The sequence below is a fragment of the Streptomyces sp. NPDC037054 genome (assembly GCF_055606745.1).
The window spans coordinates 19,329-34,943 of record NZ_JBVJSJ010000019.1 but is presented as its reverse complement, the minus strand read 5'-3'; the positions used below and the strand labels follow the sequence as shown (position 1 = coordinate 34,943).

At 73.9% G+C, this 15,615-nt stretch carries 14 protein-coding genes; 1 reads left to right on the top strand and 13 read right to left on the bottom strand.

The features are described 5' to 3' along the window. Positions 1–72: 72 nt before the first annotated feature. The 4 genes from ACZ7D7_RS32540 to ACZ7D7_RS32525 form a co-directional block, all read right to left on the bottom strand. A complete protein-coding gene (locus ACZ7D7_RS32540) occupies positions 73–738 on the bottom strand; it encodes a response regulator (RefSeq protein ID WP_470829034.1) in 666 nt (221 codons plus the stop codon). After that, on the bottom strand, positions 735–2,066 hold the full coding sequence (locus tag ACZ7D7_RS32535; RefSeq protein WP_470829032.1) for a sensor histidine kinase: 1,332 nt from the start codon (positions 2,064–2,066) through the stop codon (positions 735–737). The genes ACZ7D7_RS32540 and ACZ7D7_RS32535 overlap by 4 nt, the downstream gene beginning before the upstream one ends. A gap of 87 nt (positions 2,067–2,153) precedes the next feature. After that, positions 2,154–4,055: a serine/threonine-protein kinase gene (locus ACZ7D7_RS32530; RefSeq protein WP_470829031.1), complete on the bottom strand. Its 1,902-nt coding sequence runs from the start codon at positions 4,053–4,055 to the stop codon at positions 2,154–2,156. Between the two features lie 105 nt (positions 4,056–4,160). Further along, a complete protein-coding gene (locus ACZ7D7_RS32525) occupies positions 4,161–5,087 on the bottom strand; it encodes an alpha/beta hydrolase (RefSeq protein ID WP_470829030.1) in 927 nt (308 codons plus the stop codon). A gap of 182 nt (positions 5,088–5,269) precedes the next feature. Between ACZ7D7_RS32525 and ACZ7D7_RS32520 the strand changes: the two genes are divergently transcribed. Continuing rightward, positions 5,270–5,920 (top strand): TetR/AcrR family transcriptional regulator, encoded by a 651-nt coding sequence (locus tag ACZ7D7_RS32520; protein WP_470829028.1) that lies wholly within the window; start codon positions 5,270–5,272, stop codon positions 5,918–5,920. Positions 5,921–5,947: 27 nt separating this feature from the next. Here the strand turns inward: ACZ7D7_RS32520 and kynU are convergent, their stop codons facing one another. The 9 genes from kynU to ACZ7D7_RS32475 form a co-directional block, all read right to left on the bottom strand. Then, complete coding sequence (gene kynU / locus ACZ7D7_RS32515) at positions 5,948–7,147, bottom strand: kynureninase (protein WP_470829027.1); 1,200 nt, start codon at positions 7,145–7,147, stop codon at positions 5,948–5,950. Continuing rightward, positions 7,140–7,988, bottom strand: a complete 849-nt coding sequence (locus ACZ7D7_RS32510) for a tryptophan 2,3-dioxygenase family protein (RefSeq protein WP_470829025.1) — start codon at positions 7,986–7,988, stop codon at positions 7,140–7,142. Before ACZ7D7_RS32510 ends, kynU begins: the two co-directional genes overlap by 8 nt. A 145-nt stretch (positions 7,989–8,133) precedes the next feature. Further along, on the bottom strand, positions 8,134–8,547 hold the full coding sequence (locus tag ACZ7D7_RS32505; protein ID WP_470829024.1) for a DUF3151 domain-containing protein: 414 nt from the start codon (positions 8,545–8,547) through the stop codon (positions 8,134–8,136). A 74-nt stretch (positions 8,548–8,621) separates the two neighbouring features. Further along, entirely contained in the window at positions 8,622–10,070 is a 1,449-nt protein-coding gene (locus tag ACZ7D7_RS32500) for an MFS transporter (RefSeq protein WP_470829023.1), read from the bottom strand. A gap of 82 nt (positions 10,071–10,152) precedes the next feature. After that, a complete protein-coding gene (gene fbaA, locus ACZ7D7_RS32495) occupies positions 10,153–11,184 on the bottom strand; it encodes a class II fructose-bisphosphate aldolase (protein ID WP_470829022.1) in 1,032 nt (343 codons plus the stop codon). 177 nt (positions 11,185–11,361) lie between these two features. Continuing rightward, positions 11,362–11,913 carry an orotate phosphoribosyltransferase gene (gene pyrE, locus ACZ7D7_RS32490; protein WP_470829020.1) on the bottom strand — a complete coding sequence of 184 codons (552 nt, stop codon included), beginning with the start codon at positions 11,911–11,913 and terminating at the stop codon, positions 11,362–11,364. 10 nt (positions 11,914–11,923) lie between these two features. Then, positions 11,924–12,712: an aldose epimerase family protein gene (locus tag ACZ7D7_RS32485; protein WP_470829019.1), complete on the bottom strand. Its 789-nt coding sequence runs from the start codon at positions 12,710–12,712 to the stop codon at positions 11,924–11,926. Between the two features lie 61 nt (positions 12,713–12,773). Continuing rightward, a complete protein-coding gene (locus ACZ7D7_RS32480) occupies positions 12,774–13,760 on the bottom strand; it encodes an SRPBCC domain-containing protein (protein WP_470829018.1) in 987 nt (328 codons plus the stop codon). Positions 13,761–13,888: 128 nt separating this feature from the next. Continuing rightward, positions 13,889–15,589 carry a polyamine aminopropyltransferase gene (locus tag ACZ7D7_RS32475; protein ID WP_470829017.1) on the bottom strand — a complete coding sequence of 567 codons (1,701 nt, stop codon included), beginning with the start codon at positions 15,587–15,589 and terminating at the stop codon, positions 13,889–13,891. Positions 15,590–15,615: the final 26 nt, after the last annotated feature.

Genomic DNA, 15,615 nt, shown 5'->3' with positions numbered 1-15,615 from the left:
TGCCATGAGAGGAGGGGACGATGACGGAAACCAAGCGGCACACACAGCCGCCGCCCCCGGGTGGGCCCACGCCTAACGCGGCGTCACGAGCCTGGCCTCGTAGGCGAACACCGCCGCCTGGGTGCGGTCCCGCAGGCCCAGCTTGACGAGGATCCGGCTGACGTGGGTCTTGATCGTCGACTCCGCCACCACCAGGCGGCCGGCGATCTCGGCGTTCGACAGGCCCTGCGCGATGAGGACCAGCACCTCCGTCTCCCGCTCGGTCAGCTCGCCGTACGCCGCCTGCCCGGCCGGCATCGGGCGCGGGGCGTCGGACAGCTTGGAGAACTCCGTGATCAGCCGCCTGGTGACCGACGGGGCCAGCAGCGCCTCGCCCGACGCCACCACCCGCACTCCGTCCGCGAGTTGACGCGCCGAGGCGTCCTTCAGGAGGAAGCCGGAGGCACCCGCCCGCAACGCCTGGTACACGTACTCGTCGAGGTCGAACGTGGTCAGCACCAGCACCTTCGCCGAACCGTCCGCGGCGACGATCTCCCGCGTCGCCTCGATGCCGTTCAGCTCGGGCATGCGGATGTCCATCAGCACGACGTCCGGGGCGAGTTCGCGCACCTTCTCGACCGCCTCCCGCCCGTTGACCGCCTCGCCCACGACCTCGATGCCGGGCATCGCGTTCAGCAGGACGGAGAAGCCCTCGCGCACCATCATCTGGTCGTCGGCGACCAGCACCCGGATCGTCATGCGGCACCGTCGCCCACCGCGGCGACCGGCAGGAACACCGCCACCTCGTAACCCCCGTCGTCCGTCGCGCCCGCCGTCATCTCGCCGCTCAGCATGGAGACCCGCTCGCGCATGCCGGTGATGCCGTGGCCCGCGCCGGGCGAGGGCTTGACCAGGGACGGCTCGGGCGGCGCGCCGTTGACTATCCGCAGGCCGAGTCCGCCGAGGACGTAACCGATCTCGACGCGGGCGCTCGCGCCGGGCGCGTGCCGCAGCGAGTTGCTCAGCGCCTCCTGCACGATGCGGTACGCCGACAGCTCCACGCCCTGCGGCAGCTCCCGCACCGCTCCCGTCACCGCCTTCTCCACCGTCAGCCCCGCGTCGCGCACGTTGGCCAGCAGGGCGTCCAGGTCGGCGAGGGTGGGCTGCGGGGCGTCGGGCGCCTCGTAGTCCTCCGCCCGCACGACGCCCAGCACGCGGCGCAGCTCGGTCAGCGCCGCGACCGCGTTCTCCCGGATGGTCGCGAAGGCCCGCTCCAGCTCCGGCGGCGGGTTCTCCACCCGGTAGGGCGCGGCCTCCGCCTGGATGGCGACCACCGACATGTGGTGGGCGACCACGTCGTGCAGCTCACGGGCGATGGTCGTGCGCTCCTCCAGCAGGGTCCGCCGCGACCGCTCGTGCGCGGTCACCGTCTGCTGCGCGGTCACCTCCTGCTGGGCCTCGCGACGGGTGTGCCGTACGGCGACCACGAGCAGGGCGAGCGCCGACAGGACCAGCATGGGCCCGGTGTTGTCGGAATCCCGTCCGCTGCCGAACACCACCTCCGCGAGGAAGCCGTAGGCGAGGGTCAGCACCCACATCCAGGCGGCCGTGCGCGGCCGGGTGCGCAGGGCCACGACGATCAGCACCGTCAGGTGGCAGATGAACGCGCCCGGCGTCCACGGCCAGTCGCCCCAGGCCCCGTCGAGCACCGACACCACCGGGGTCACGGCCAGGGACAGCCAGAACGCGCCGACCGGCCGCACCAGCGTGGCCAGCACGGGCACCGCGCACAACAGGCCCGTCACCAGCGCGGGCAGGCCCGAGTAGCCGCTGTTGCCGACGTATCCGCCGTACAGCGCGAGCAGCGCGGCACCCGTGACCGCCGCGTGCGGCAGGTACGCGGCCCGCGCCCTGAACCGCGCGGGCAGCGCCCGCGTCACGGGCCCGTCCGTCGCCATGGGCGGCAGCGGCCGGTAGGCGAAGGCGTCCTGCATCAGGTCCTGCCGCAGCCCGCGCACGGCGTCCTGCGCCAGCCGGTACTCGGGGCTGCGCGCCCTGTCGTCGTCCATGTGCGTCGTCTCGGTCACGCCCACACGGTAGGCCTGGGGCGAGGACGGGGTCGTCCCCGTGGAGACGGGTTCCGGGGGTCCGTCTCAGGTACTAGACGCGCGGCGTCACGCCTGGGGACACGGTGTGGGGGGCGGGCTGGAGGACTCGCCCGCCATCAGGTCCTTGAGGTGGCGGTCGTACAGCTTCCACCAGCTCCTGGGATGCCCGGGGGCGCGGGTCAGCACCCTGCGCACCGCCTCGCACACCCCCCGCCTCAGGTCGGTCCTGCCCTTCGCCAGGGCGACGCCGTACTTCTGGTGGTCGCCGGGGAACGACAGTACTTTCGTGGAGTCCTCGCGCTTGGAGTGCAGACCCCGCAGGATCGCCTCGTCGGTGACGACGCCGTAGACCTTGGACGTGTCGTCGAGCAGCGCCTGCACACACCCCTCGTACGTCTCGCGGGTCTCCGTGTGGGGCCCCAAGTGCTCTTCCTTCAGCAGCTTGATGTACGTCTTCGACCCGGACGCGGTGCACACATGGGTGTCCTGCGGGTCCGCTGCCCGCAGCTCGCCCAGATCCCTGAAATCGCGCCGCCCCTTTGACCGTACGAGGACGGCGCCCAACGTGCTCATGTAGTGGCCGGCGAACTCGGCTTCCTTCTGGTTCGTGGCGTTGATGCTGTACGTCGCGAGCACCATCTCCACATGGCCCGGGATGTCGGGCTGGAGTTTGTCGTCGCGGTTCTCCGAGGTGACCGTCCGGAACTCGAAGTCCTGGCCCTCCTCCTCGAAGCCGAGCTCCTTGGCGATCTCCCTCGCCAGGTCGGGCTCGAACCCCTCGTAGAGGCCCTTCTCCAGCTGGCTCAGCCCCGGTTGGGTCGCCTTCACTCCGATCTGGAGCACGCCGTCGTGGCCCGCCAGTTCCTTGGCCAACTCCTCGGCCGAGAGCGTGGGCGGCTTCCGCGACGTCGTGTCCGACGGGTCGGTGCCGTCGAAGTGCCGCCAGGTCAGCACGCCCGCGGCGAGGGCGAGGGCCGTGCCCAGGGCGACGGCCGGCATCCTCCAGCGGGGCGGCGCGGGCGCACCGGGCGGGCCGGCCGGACCGGACGCACCGGGTGTGCCGGGCAGGGACGGGGTTCCCGGGGACGTTTCCGCGGCCCGGTGCTCGGCGACGTCGCCCAGGATCCGCTCGACGGTGTCCGGTGCGGGCCGGTCCTCGGGGTTCTTCGCCAGCAACTGCCCGATGAGCGCGGTCAGCGGCCCGGCGAACAGGGGCGGCGGCGGGTCCTCCTCCTGGATCGCGTAGACGACCCCGAACCCGTTGCCCTCGAAGGGCAGCCTGCCCTCGACCATCTCGTACAGCGTGACGCCCAGCGACCACAGGTCGGAGGCGACGGACGGGGAGGGGGCGTCCGCCGGGCCCCGTTTGACGAGTTCGGGCGCCATGTAGGCGACGGAGCCGACCTGCTCGTGGGGGAGGGTGACGCGCGTCACGTCGGGCATGACGGCGATGCCGAAATCCATCAACAGGGCACGCCCGTCGGGGCGGTAGACGATGTTGGACGGTTTGACGTCCCGGTGCATGACGCCGACCGCGTGCGCGGCGCGCAGGCCGTGCAGCACTTGCAGGGCGATCCGGGCGGCGTGCGGCACGGCCAGCTGGCTGTGCGGTCCGCGCAGCAGGTCGGCGACCGTCCGGCCGTCGACGAGCTCCATCACGATCCCGATGTCCCCGCCGTCCTCGATGAAGTCGTGGACGGCGACCACGTTCTCGTGCCGGACCTTGGCCAGGGCGCGGGCCTCACTGCGGGCCCGGCTCAGCCACCGGGCCTGTTCCTCATCGCCGTCGAAGGTCCTGAGCAGGCCCTTGACCGCGACCTGACGGTCGAGGGAGATGTCGTGGGCCTCCCAGACCACGCCCATGCCGCCCCGGCCCAACTCGCGCTCCAGGCGGTAACGGCGCGCGACCATCCGGCCCGCCCGGTACCGTCCGCCCCCGTCGTCGGAGCCAGGCGTCTCATCGGACACGGTCTCGCTCATCCGCTCCCCCAGATCTCACTGCCAGGGACAGCAAGATTAGCCGCGTTCGGTTCTGACGGACCGTCTGACGCCGTACCGGCGATCACATCGCGGTCACCACGCCAGCTGGGCGATCTCCTCCGCCACCACCGCGCACGCGTCCGCCGCCGGGTCGATGAGGGGGAAGTGGCCGACGTCCTCCAGCAGCGTCAGCCCCACCACCTCGCCCGCCCTGGCCGCCGCGTCGGCGTACGACTCGGCGACCGCCTGCGGCACGTCGAGGTCGGCGCGGCCCTGGACCAGCGTCGTCGCGATGCCGGTGGGCAGCAGCAGCGCCGGGTCGGCGTACGGGCGGCGCTCGTCGAACGCCGCGTCGCCGCCGAGGAGTTGACGTGCCGCGCCCCCGCACACGTCCAGCGTGTCGGCGACCGTGAGGTCGGCGATCGGGGCGAGCGCGACGACGCCGCGCAGCGGTGCGGGCCGGTCGGTGCGCCACGGGGCGTCGGCGGGCAGCAGGTGCCGGGCCGCCACCCACAGGGCGAGGTGCCCGCCCGCCGAGTGACCGGTCACGACGACGCGGCGCGCGTCGGCGTCCGGCAGCGCCTCCCGGGCCAGGGCGGGCAGCGCGTCCAGCGCGGCGGCGACGTCGTCGAAGGTCTCGGGCCACCGGCCGGCGACCCCGCCCTCGGCCCCCGCGCCCACGGCCGGGCCCGCGCCCGCGTCCCCGCCGCCGGCCGCTCCGCGCCGGTACTCGACGCTGGCCACCGCGAAGCCGCGACGGGCGAGGAAGGCGGCGAAGGGGCTGATGTGGAGGCGGTCGTGGGGGGCACGCCAGGCCCCGCCGTGCAGGACCACGACCAGCGGGGCCGGGACACCGGGGACCGCCTCGCGGCGCGGGGCGTAGAAGTCGATCACCTGGTCGGGGTGGTCGCCGTACGCGGCACGTGCGTCGGGGTCGACCGTCGGGTGGGAGAAGGCCGACTTCTCCTCGGCGGCGGCCCTGGCGGCGGCGTTCCCCGGTGCTGCGGCGTCGTCCGGCATGCTCCAACCTCTCAGCGATGAAACGGATTTGGCGGACCAGGAGAGATAATCGGCCGTTGGCCGGGACGGTACCAGGCCGGTGACGTGCGCGGACCCGAAGACGTCACGCTCGGTGAGCGGCAAACGGTTCTGGCGTTTCGTTACGCTGGCGTGGTGACCCGCAACGCGGCAAGGAGGCCGATATGTCCGCCGAACCCGGCACGGCACGCCCCGGAGGGCATGCGTCCGAACCGGGCACCGTACGCCCCGGTGGCCGGACCGCCCGCGTCCGCGCGGCCGTGCTGCGGGCGGCCGGGGACGTGCTCGCCGAGCGCGGATTCGCGCACCTCGACCTCGCGGACGTGGCCCGGCGGGCCGAGGTCGGCAAGACGACCGTCTACCGGCGCTGGGGCACCCCGACCGCTCTGGTCGCGGACCTGCTCGCCGACATGGCCGAGCAGTCGCTGCCCCGCACCGAGACGGGCACCGTCCTCGGCGACCTGCGCGCCAACGCGGACCTGGTCCGGCGCACGCTGGCCGACCCGCGCCAGGGCCCGCTGTTCCGCGCGGTCATCGCCGCGGCGAGCTGCGACGACCGCACCGCCGACGCGCTGCGGCGGTTCTACGACGTGCGGGTCGCCGAGTGGGCGCCGTGCGTGGAACAGGGCATTGGGCGGGGCGAGTTGCCGGCCGGGACCGACGCGGCGGCGGTCGTCCGCGCCGTGTCGGCCCCGCTGTACTACGCCCTGCTGACCACCGGCCAGGCACCGGACCCGGCCGCCGCGGACCGCGCGGCCCGCGCCGCGTTCGCCGCCGCGGCGGCCGGGGTGTACGTCACCGACCGGGAGGCGTGACCCCCACGCCGACCCTCACGCCGACGCTCACGCCGGTACCTCCGCCAGCACCTCCGCCAGCACCCGCGCCGCCCGCTCCGCGTCCGCGAAGCCGACGTACAGCGGGGTGAAGCCGAAGCGGAGCACGTCCGGGGCCCGGAAGTCGCCGATCACGCCCCGCTCGATCAGCCGCTTCATCGCCTCACCGGCGTCCGCACAGCGCAGCGCGACCTGACTGCCGCGTTCCGCGTGGGCGAGCGGCGTCACGCACTCCACCCGGCCCTCGGGCACGTACGCCGTGACGCACTCCAGGAAGAAGTCCGTCAGGGCGAGGGACTTGGCGCGCACGGCCTCGATCCCGACGCCGTCCCACACCTCCAGCGCCGCCTCCAGGGCCAGCATGGACAGGATGTCCGGCGTGCCCACCCGGCCGCGCCGCGCACCGGGCGCCGCCTCGTACTCCGGGCGCATCCCGAACGGCTCGGCGTGCGAGTTCCAGCCGGGCAGCGGGGAGTCGAACCGGTCCTGGAGGCCGCGGCGCACGTACAGGTAGGCCGGGGAGCCCGGCCCGCCGTTGAGGTACTTGTACGTGCAGCCGACCGCCAGGTCCACGCCGTGCTCGTCGAGGCCGACCGGCAGCGCGCCCGCGCTGTGGCACAGGTCCCACACGGCGTACGCGCCCGCCTCGTGCACGGCGGCCGTCAGGCCCGGCAGGTCGTGCAGCCGGCCGGTGCGGTAGTCGACGTGGTTGAGCAGCACCGCGGCGGTGCGCGGGCCGAGCGCGGCCGGGACCTCGGAGGGCGCCACGGGGCGCAGGGTGCGGCCGGTCAGCCGGGCGGCCGACTCGGCGATGTACCCGTCCGTGGGGAAGGTGGTGGCGTCGACCAGGACCTCGTCCCGCTCGTCGCCCGCCAGCCGCACCGCGCCCACGAGTGCCTTGAACACGTTGACACTCGTCGAGTCGCCCACGACGATCTGCCCGGCGTCCGCGCCCACCAGCGGGGCGATCCGGTCGCCGATCCGCTCGGGCGCCGTCCACCAGCCGCTCTCCTCCCAGGACCGGATGCGCAGCTCGCCCCACTGGCGGCGTACGACGTCCGCGACCCGGTCGGGCACCGCGGCGGGCAGCGCGCCCAGCGAGTTGCCGTCGAGGTAGACCTCGTCGCCGTCGAGCACGAACCGGGAGCGCAGCCCGGCCAGCTCGTCGGCGGCGTCCAGCTCTTTCGCCCGCAAGGCCAGTTCAGACATACGACCGCGCCGTCCACAGCTCGGGGAACACGTTCTTCTGTGCCCGCTTCTCCAGCCAGGCCACTCCGGCGGAGCCGCCCGTACCCGCCTTGGAGCCCATCGCGCGGCGGGTCGCGACCAGATGGTCGTTGCGCCAACGCCACACCAGTTCGGCCACGTTGGTCAAGGCCTCGCCGAGCCGGGCGACTTCGGCGTTCTGGTCGCCGGAGTAGACGGCCGCCCAGGCCGCCTCGACCTCGGGCGACGGCTCGTAGCGCCGGGACACGTCACGGCGCAGCACGGCGTCGGGGATGTCGTACCCCTGGCGGGCGAGCAGCCTCACGACCTCGTCGTACAGGCTGGGCTCGTGCAGGGCCTTCTCCAGTTCCGCGTGGGCGCGCGGCGCGCCCCGGTGCGGGACCAGCATGGACGCGGACTTCTCGCCGAGCAGGAACTCCAGGCGGCGGTACATCGCCGACTGGAAGCCGGAGCCCTCGCCGAGGGCGGAACGGTACGAGTTGAACTGCGCCGGCGTGAGCTGGGCCAGCGGCGTCCAGGAGGCGTTCAGCGCCTCCAGCTCGCGGACGGAACGCTTCAGCGCGGCGATCGCCGTCGGGATGTCGTCCTGGCGCAGGGCGTGCGCGGCGGTCTCCCACTCGTGGACGATGACGGTGAACCACAGCTCCATGACCTGGGTCGTGACCAGGAAGACCATCTCTCCGGGATCGTCGGAGAGGGTCTGCTGGAGGTGCGTGAGCACGTCCGCCTTGACGTAGTCCTCGTACGGTGTGGTGCCGGCGAAGTCGAGATGCGGGGTCTCGGGCTCGTGAGCCTGGTCAGCCTGGTGAGCCTGGTGGGACATCGCTGTCTCCTGTTTGTACTCCGGGTAGCGGTCCGCCCCTGCCGATGCCGGCACGGGGGCCCCGGTCCCCACTCGCATCCTCCGCAATCGTCCCCCACATGAGCAAGGCCCGCCTGGTCACAGGCGGGCCCGCGATGCCGTGGACCTAGCCCAGGGTCTGGGCGGCCGTCGGGGAGGAGTCCGTCAGGAACTGCGAGCAGCGCTCGTACTCCTCCTGCTCGCCGATCGCCTGCGCGGCGCGGGCGAGGGCGTGCAGGGCGCGCAGGAAGCCGCGGTTCGGCTCGTGCTCCCAGGGGACCGGGCCGTGGCCCTTCCAGCCGCTGCGGCGCAGGGAGTCCAGGCCACGGTGGTAGCCCGTACGGGCGTAAGCGTACGACTCGACGACACTGCCGCGCTCGAACGCCTCGTCGGCCAGCTGGGCCCAGGCCAGGGAGGAGGTCGGGTGCTTCGCGGCGACGTCGGAGGGCGACGTGCCGGCGGCGAGGAGCTCGCGGGGCTCCGGGTCGTCGGGGAGGTGGGTCGGGGGAGGTCCCCCGAGGAGGTTCTCGTGAATGGCCATGGGCCCAGTCTCCCGCACACCCCACCCCGACGACGAAAGCCCCGCCTTTCACCCGGCGGCCGGGCACCCTCCTCCTATCCCTCCCGCTCCAGCGGCGGCACCGCCACGCTCCCGTGGGTGCGGCATTCCGGGCGGCGGCAGCCGGGGGCCGGGTGGCGGACCGTGACGCAGGCGACTACGGCACCCGCGACCAGGACCGCCGCGCACAGCACCATCGCCCGGCCGAACGCCACGTCGAACGCGGCCGGCCTGCGGTACGCCTCCGGCCCCATCCCGGCCAGCAGCGGCAGGGCGGCGACGGCGACGAGGCCGGCCGCGCGGGCCGCCGCGTTGTTGATGCCGCTGGCCAGCCCCGCCCGCGCAGTGTCCACGGACGCCAGGACGGTCGCCGTCAGCGGCGCGACCAGCGTGACCATGCCGAGGCCGAGGACGAGCAGCGCGGGCAGGACGTCGGCGGCGTAGGACGCGCCGGGGCCCACCCTCAGCATCAGCAGCAGTCCCGCCGCGCACAGCAGCGGCCCGACGGTGAGCGGGACGCGCGGGCCGATGCGGTCGCCGAGTTCGCCGGAGCGGGCGGACAGCAGCAGCATCAGGGCCGTGGTCGGCAGCAGCGCCGTCCCGGCCGCCAGCGCCGAGTAGCCGACGACGACCTGGAGCTGGAGCGCGGCCAGGAAGAAGAAGCCGCCGAACGCCGCGTACACGCACAGCGTGACCAGGTTGACCGCGGTGAACTGGCGGGACGCGAAGATGTCCAGCGGCATCATCGGCTCGGGCCGGCGCCGCTCGACCAGCACGAAGGCGACGGCCGCCGCGAGCCCGGCGAGCGCCGCGAGGACGACGGCCGGCGAACCGCCGCGCGCCTCGATCAGCGCGTACGTCAGCAGCGCGAGGGCGAGCGCCCCGAGCCCCGCGCCGAGCACGTCGAAGCGGCCGTGGGCGCGCGGGTCCGCCGACTCCGGCACGTGCCGTACGGCGATCGGGGCGCACAGCAGGGCCAGCGGCACGTTGAGCAGGAACACCCACCGCCAGCCGGGGCCGTCCACCAGCCAGCCTCCGACGAACGGCCCGACGGCCGCGCCGATCCCGCCGAAGCCGGACCACAGGCCGACCGCGCGACCCCGGTCGTCGGGGTGGAAGGAGGCCTGGATGAGCGCGAGCGAGCCGGGCGTGAGCAGCGCGCCGCCGATGCCCTGGAGGGCGCGGGCGGCGACGAGCAGACCGGCGTTCGGCGCGAGCCCGCACAGCAGGGACGCCGCCGCGAACCACAGCACGCCGATCACGAAGATCCGCCGCCGCCCGAACCAGTCCCCGAGTGCGCCGCCGAGCAGGATCAGCCCGGCCAGCGTGACCATGTACGCGTTGACGGTCCACTGCAGGGCCGCGAGGTCGGCGTCGAGGTCGCGGCCGATGCGGGGCAGGGCGACGTTGACGACGGTCGAGTCCAGCAGGGCCATGCTGGAGCCGAGGATCGTGGTGAGCAGGATCCACTTGCCCTGGGGCGAGGCCAGCCTGACATCGGGCATAAGGGGAGCATACGGAAGGCGGGCCGCGCGCATGCGGAAGGGCCCGGCACCTGAGCAGGTGCCGGGCCCGACCGACGCGGGACTACTTGATCTTCGTGCCGGCGGAACGCAGGTGCCCGCAGGCCTCGACGACGCGCGCGGCCATCGACGCCTCGGCGAGCTTGCCCCAGGTGCGCGGGTCGTAGGTCTTCTTGTTGCCGACCTCGCCGTCGACCTTCAGGACGCCGTCGTAGTTGCGGAACACGTGGTCCACGACCGGGCGGGTGAAGGCGTACTGGGTGTCCGTGTCGATGTTCATCTTCACCACGCCGTTCTCCAGCGCGGTGGCGATCTCCTCCGCCGTGGAGCCGGAACCGCCGTGGAAGACGAAGTCGAACGGCTGCGCGCCGGCCGGCTTGCCGTACTTGGCGGCGACGCCCTCGTTGAGCTCCTTCAGCAGCTCGGGGCGGAGCACGACGTTGCCCGGCTTGTAGACGCCGTGGACGTTGCCGAAGGACGCGGCCAGCAGGTAGCGGCCCTTCTCGCCCAGGCCGAGCGCCTCAGCGGTGCGGACGGCGTCGTCGACCGTCGTGTAGAGGGAGTCGTTGATCTCGTGGGAGACGCCGTCCTCCTCGCCACCGGTCGGGGTGATCTCCACCTCGAGGATGATCCTGGCGGCGCGGGCGCGCTCCAGCAGCTCCTGCGCGATGGACAGGTTGTCGGCCAGGGTCTCCGCCGAGCCGTCCCACATGTGGGACTGGAACAGCGGGTTGCGGCCGGCCTTGACGCGCTCCTCGGAGACCGCGAGCAGCGGACGTACGTACCCGTCGAGCTTGTCCTTCGGGCAGTGGTCCGTGTGCAGCGCGACGGTGATGTCGTACTTGTCGGCGACGATGTGCGCGAACTCGGCGAGGGCGACCGCGCCCGTCACCATGTCCTTCTTGTGCTGGCCACCCAGGAACTCGGCACCGCCGGTCGAGATCTGGATGATGCCGTCGCTCTCCGCCTCCGCGAAACCGCGCAGGGCCGCGTGCAGGGTCTGGGAGGAGGTCACGTTGATGGCCGGGTAGGCGAACTTGCCTGCCTTCGCCCGGTCCAGCATCTCGTTGTAGACCTCGGGAGTTGCGATGGGCATCTGTCCGCTCCTTGTATGTGCGGGAGGTGTTCTGCGTACTTACGGCCCTGACCTAGAACCTTGGGTGCGACGCCATTGTCGGCCCCATCCTTCCAGACTCGGCCGGATGGTCCACGGCACAGTCCGAGGACTGGTCGGTACGGTCCGCGCCCCGGGCCGGCCGGGGCCGGGCCCCGGTCAGTCCAGGCCCAGCTCGTCCTTCGAGTACGCGAAGAGGTACGGCACGCCCGCGCCCTCGCGGATCTTCTCGGCGGCGCCGGTCGCCCGGTCGACGATCGTCGCGACGGCCACGACCTCGGCGCCGGCCTCGCGGACCGCCTCGACCGCGGTGAGCGGCGAGCCGCCGGTGGTGGACGTGTCCTCCACGACGAGGACACGGCGGCCCTCGATGTCCGGGCCCTCGACACGGCGCTGCAGGCCGTGCGCCTTGGCGGCCTTGCGCACGACGAACGCATCCAGCTTCCGGCCCCGGGCGGCGGCCGCGTGCAGCATGGCTGCGGCGACCGGGTCGGCGCCCATGGTCAGGCCACCGACGGCGTCGAAGTCGAGCTCGGCGGTCAGGTCCAGCAGCACCTGGCCGACGAGCGGGGCGGCCTCGCCGTCGAGGGTGACGCGGCGCAGGTCGACGTAGTAGTCGGCCTCCAGGCCCGAGGAGAGGGTCACCTTGCCGTGCACCACGGCCTTGTCCTTGATCTGCTGCAGCAGCGCGCCGCGTACGTCGTCGGTCATGCCAGTCAGCTTAAAGGCGCCGCCAGGACCAGGTCGTCGTGGCCTCCAGCGGCTCCAGGGGCGTGACCAGGCGCGGGAGGGTGTTGAGCCCGTCCGGCGGACCCGTCTGCGGCTCCACGCACACGGCCTCGCTCTGCTCGTCGTAGACGACGACCCACTCCTCGCGGCTGGCGACCTTCAGCTCCAGCCGCCCCGGCCAGGTGAGGGTGACGTCGACGCCGCCGGGCATGCCGAAGCAGTCGTCCCAGGGGCCGGGCTTCGGGTCGACGCGGTTGCCGGTCGGCAGGTGGTCGGCGCCGCGCTCCTCCTGCCAGACCGGGTCGAAGTCGATCCGCACGTCCTGGCCGCCGAGGCTGCGGTTGAACCACGGGTGCCAGCCGATCTGCGCCGGGAACGACGACTCGTACGTCTCCACCGACATCGTCAGCGTCAGGGCGTCCTCCGTGAGCGCGACCACCTGGGTGACGCGGCCGGGGTGCGGCCAGGGCTCGACCAGGTCGTACGTGATCACGGCCTCGGTGCCGCTCGCGCGGGCCGTGCGCCAGGCGCCGTCGCGCGCGGTGCCGTGGATGGCGTGCGGCGGGGCGTTGAGCGGGAGCTGGTGGACGACGGCGCCGTCCCGGAAGCGGCCCTCGCGGGTCCGGCCGCACCAGGGGACCATCGGGAAGCAGCCGTAGCGCTCGCCCTGCCTCAGCAGCTCCGTGCCGCCGACGCGGAGCCCGCCGATCCGCCCGCCGTTGCCCGGCAGGACGGTCACCTCCGCGTCACCCGCGGTCAGCGTGATGGGTTCGTTACTCACGTGACGACCCTACTTGGACGATCAAGAGGGCGTATCCGGCCGCCCGGCCCCCGGCCCGGCCTCACCGGCGTTTGCGCAGGACCCGTCCGACCACGATCGCGGACGCCAGCACCACGGCCGCCGCCGGGGCCGCCCAGCGCAGCGGGGTCTGCGCGGCGACGCTCTGCGGGGCGGGGACGGGGGCGTACCGGCCGCGCGGCGGGGCGTGGTCCACCTCCTCGGCGCTGCGCCCGATCATCGTCCGGCGCGCGTGCGCGGCCTCGGCGATGTCCTCGCCGTCGATGTCGCCGTCGATGTCGCCGTCGATCTCGCCGTGGAGTCCGGTCCCGCTCTCGGCGGCCGTCTCGGCGCCGGCGTCGAACTCGTCGTCGGCGTCGGGGTCGAGGGACGGCGGCGGCACCTCGGTGTCGAACACGGACGACCGCGCCTCGTCCGCGGGTGCCTGTTCTGCGGCGGCGGGCCGGGCGTCGTCCGCCGGGGTGGGATCGCCGGTGGGCCGGGCGTCGTCCCCCGTGTCGTCGGCAGAGGGCTGGTCGGCCTCGGGGGCCGAGGGGGTCGCGGGGGCCGAGGGGGCCGAGGGGGCCGCAGGGGTCGTCGGGGCGGGGGCCGGGGCCGGGGGTTCCTCGCCCGCCGCCGCGCCCAGGTTCTCCGCGAAGCGGTCCAGCAGCCGCAGCACGGCCGACGTCACCGCGTCCGGCGGCAGTTCCGTGACGCGTCCGTCGGCGGACGCCGTGCCCGTGAAGGTGACGGTGCTGCCGCCGTCGGTGTCGCGGACGCGGACCGTGACGGCGAGCTCGGCGGCGCCGGAGCCGCGCGACTCGGTCGCGTCGCCCTCGACGGCGTAGGCACCGTCGTCCTGTCCGGTGACGCGGACGGAGCCGCGGTACGTGATGGAGTGGCTGCCGATGCGCAGCTTCAGCCGCCCGGTGACGGGCTCGGCGCCGGCGTCCTGCTGGAGCCCGGGGACCGCCCGGGCGACACGCGCGGGGTCGGCCAGCGCCTGCCTGAGCCGCTCGGCCGGAAACGGAACGAACACCTCGTGCTCCATGTCGACGGAGCCTACCCAGTCGGCGGCGAACTGCACCCTCCCGTCGCCAGGAAGTCCCGGCCCGTCCGGACGGACAGTCAAACCCCGCACGCGAGGACCGAGGCGGGCCGCGAAACGCCCCGCGCCGGTCAGCCCGCGTACCGCGGATGCATCAGCGTCGACGGCGGCAGCCCCGGCACGCGGGTGCGGGCGGCGGCGCGGGCGGCCCCGCGCAGCGACTCCGGCGTGAGGGTGGCCGGGCGGGGCCCGTCGGCGTCGAGGCGCAGCGGCGGGCGCGCGCGGGCGGCCAGCACGAGCCCCCAGTCGTCGGGCGCGTCGTCGGCGCCGGTGGCCGTACGGTCGGGACCGCCCGCGAAGCCGGAGTCGCGCCCGCCCACCCGGTACGGCGCGGTCCGCAGCCCGGCGGCCCGGATCGTCGCCTCCACCGTCCAGAACACCGTCGGCCGCGCGGAGACCGGCCCGGCGTGCACGACGAGCCTCCCGGAGTCGGCGAGCGCCCGCCTGACCAGCCCGTAGAACTCCTGCGCGTACAGCTTGGCGCTCGCGGTGATGCCGGGGTCCGGCAGGTCCGAGATCACCACGTCGTACGGCGTCGTCGGCGCCGCCCGCAGCCGCCGGAAGGCGTCGTCGGTGATGACGCGGACGCGCGGGTCGTCGTAGGCGTGGCCGTTCAGCCGGGAGAGGGCCGGGTCGCCGGCGGCCAGCCGGACGAGTCCGGGGTCGAGCTCCACGATGTCGAGCCGGCGCACGTCCGGGTGGCGCAGGACCTCGCGGGCGGCCATGCCGTCACCGCCGCCGAGGACGAGCACGCGCGCGTGCGGGCCGGCGGCCATCGCGGGGTGGACCAGTGCCTCGTGGTAGCGGCGCTCGTCCCGGCCGCTGATCCGCAGCCGCCCGTCGACGAACAGGTCCAGGGGCCGGCCGTCGGTGCCGCCGGTGAGGACCACTTCCTGGACGTCGGTCTGCAGCGCGACGCGCACGTCCCCGCCGAACACGGCCTGCCGCGCGGCCCGTTCGAAGTCGTCGACGAGGACGGTGGCGGAGCCGAGGACGGCAAGCACGAGCAGGTTGGCGGTCAGCAGCAGCCAGCGGGCCCGGCGCGTGAGGTCCCGGCGGAACAGACCGAGCACCAGGGCGCCCCCGGCGACGACGTTGACCGCGCCGGTGAGCAGGGCGCCGGTCAACTGGCCCAGGAACGGCAGGAGGAGGAAGGGGAAGGCGAGTCCGCCGACGAGCGCGCCGACGTAGTCCGCGGCGAACAGGTCGGCGACGGCGCCGCCCGCGTCCTGCCGGCGGATGCGCTGGATGAGCTCCATCAGCAACGGGACTTCGGCGCCGATGAGCAGGCCGATGGCGAGGGAGAACGCGACGAGCAGCCAGCGCGGCCCGTCGCCCCACAGCCCGCCCCAGTCGCCGGTCCAGGCGAAGACCGCGTACAGGGCCATCGCGCTGCAGCCGCCGACGAGGGCGAGCGCGGCCTCGACGGCGGCGAATCCCGCCGCGGCGTGCCAGCGCAGCCGTTTGGCGGCGAGGGAGCCGATGCCCATCGCGAAGACCATGACGGACAGGACGACGGACGCCTGGGTGACCGAGTCGCCGATCAAGTAGGAGGCGAGGGCGACGAGTTCGAGTTCGTACACGAGTCCGCAGGCGGCGCAGACGAACACGCAGGCGAGGACGAGGAAGCGTCCCGTGTCCGGCCGGACCGGCAGCCGCACCGCGGGGCCGGGCTCCTCGGACGTGTCGGTTCCGTCGCCGCCCGCTCCGCCGGGCACCCCGTGTTTCCACGGCGGGACGCCCGACGGGGTGCGTGTTGACGGATCGATCACGCTGTGACGTTACGTTACTTCAGCGG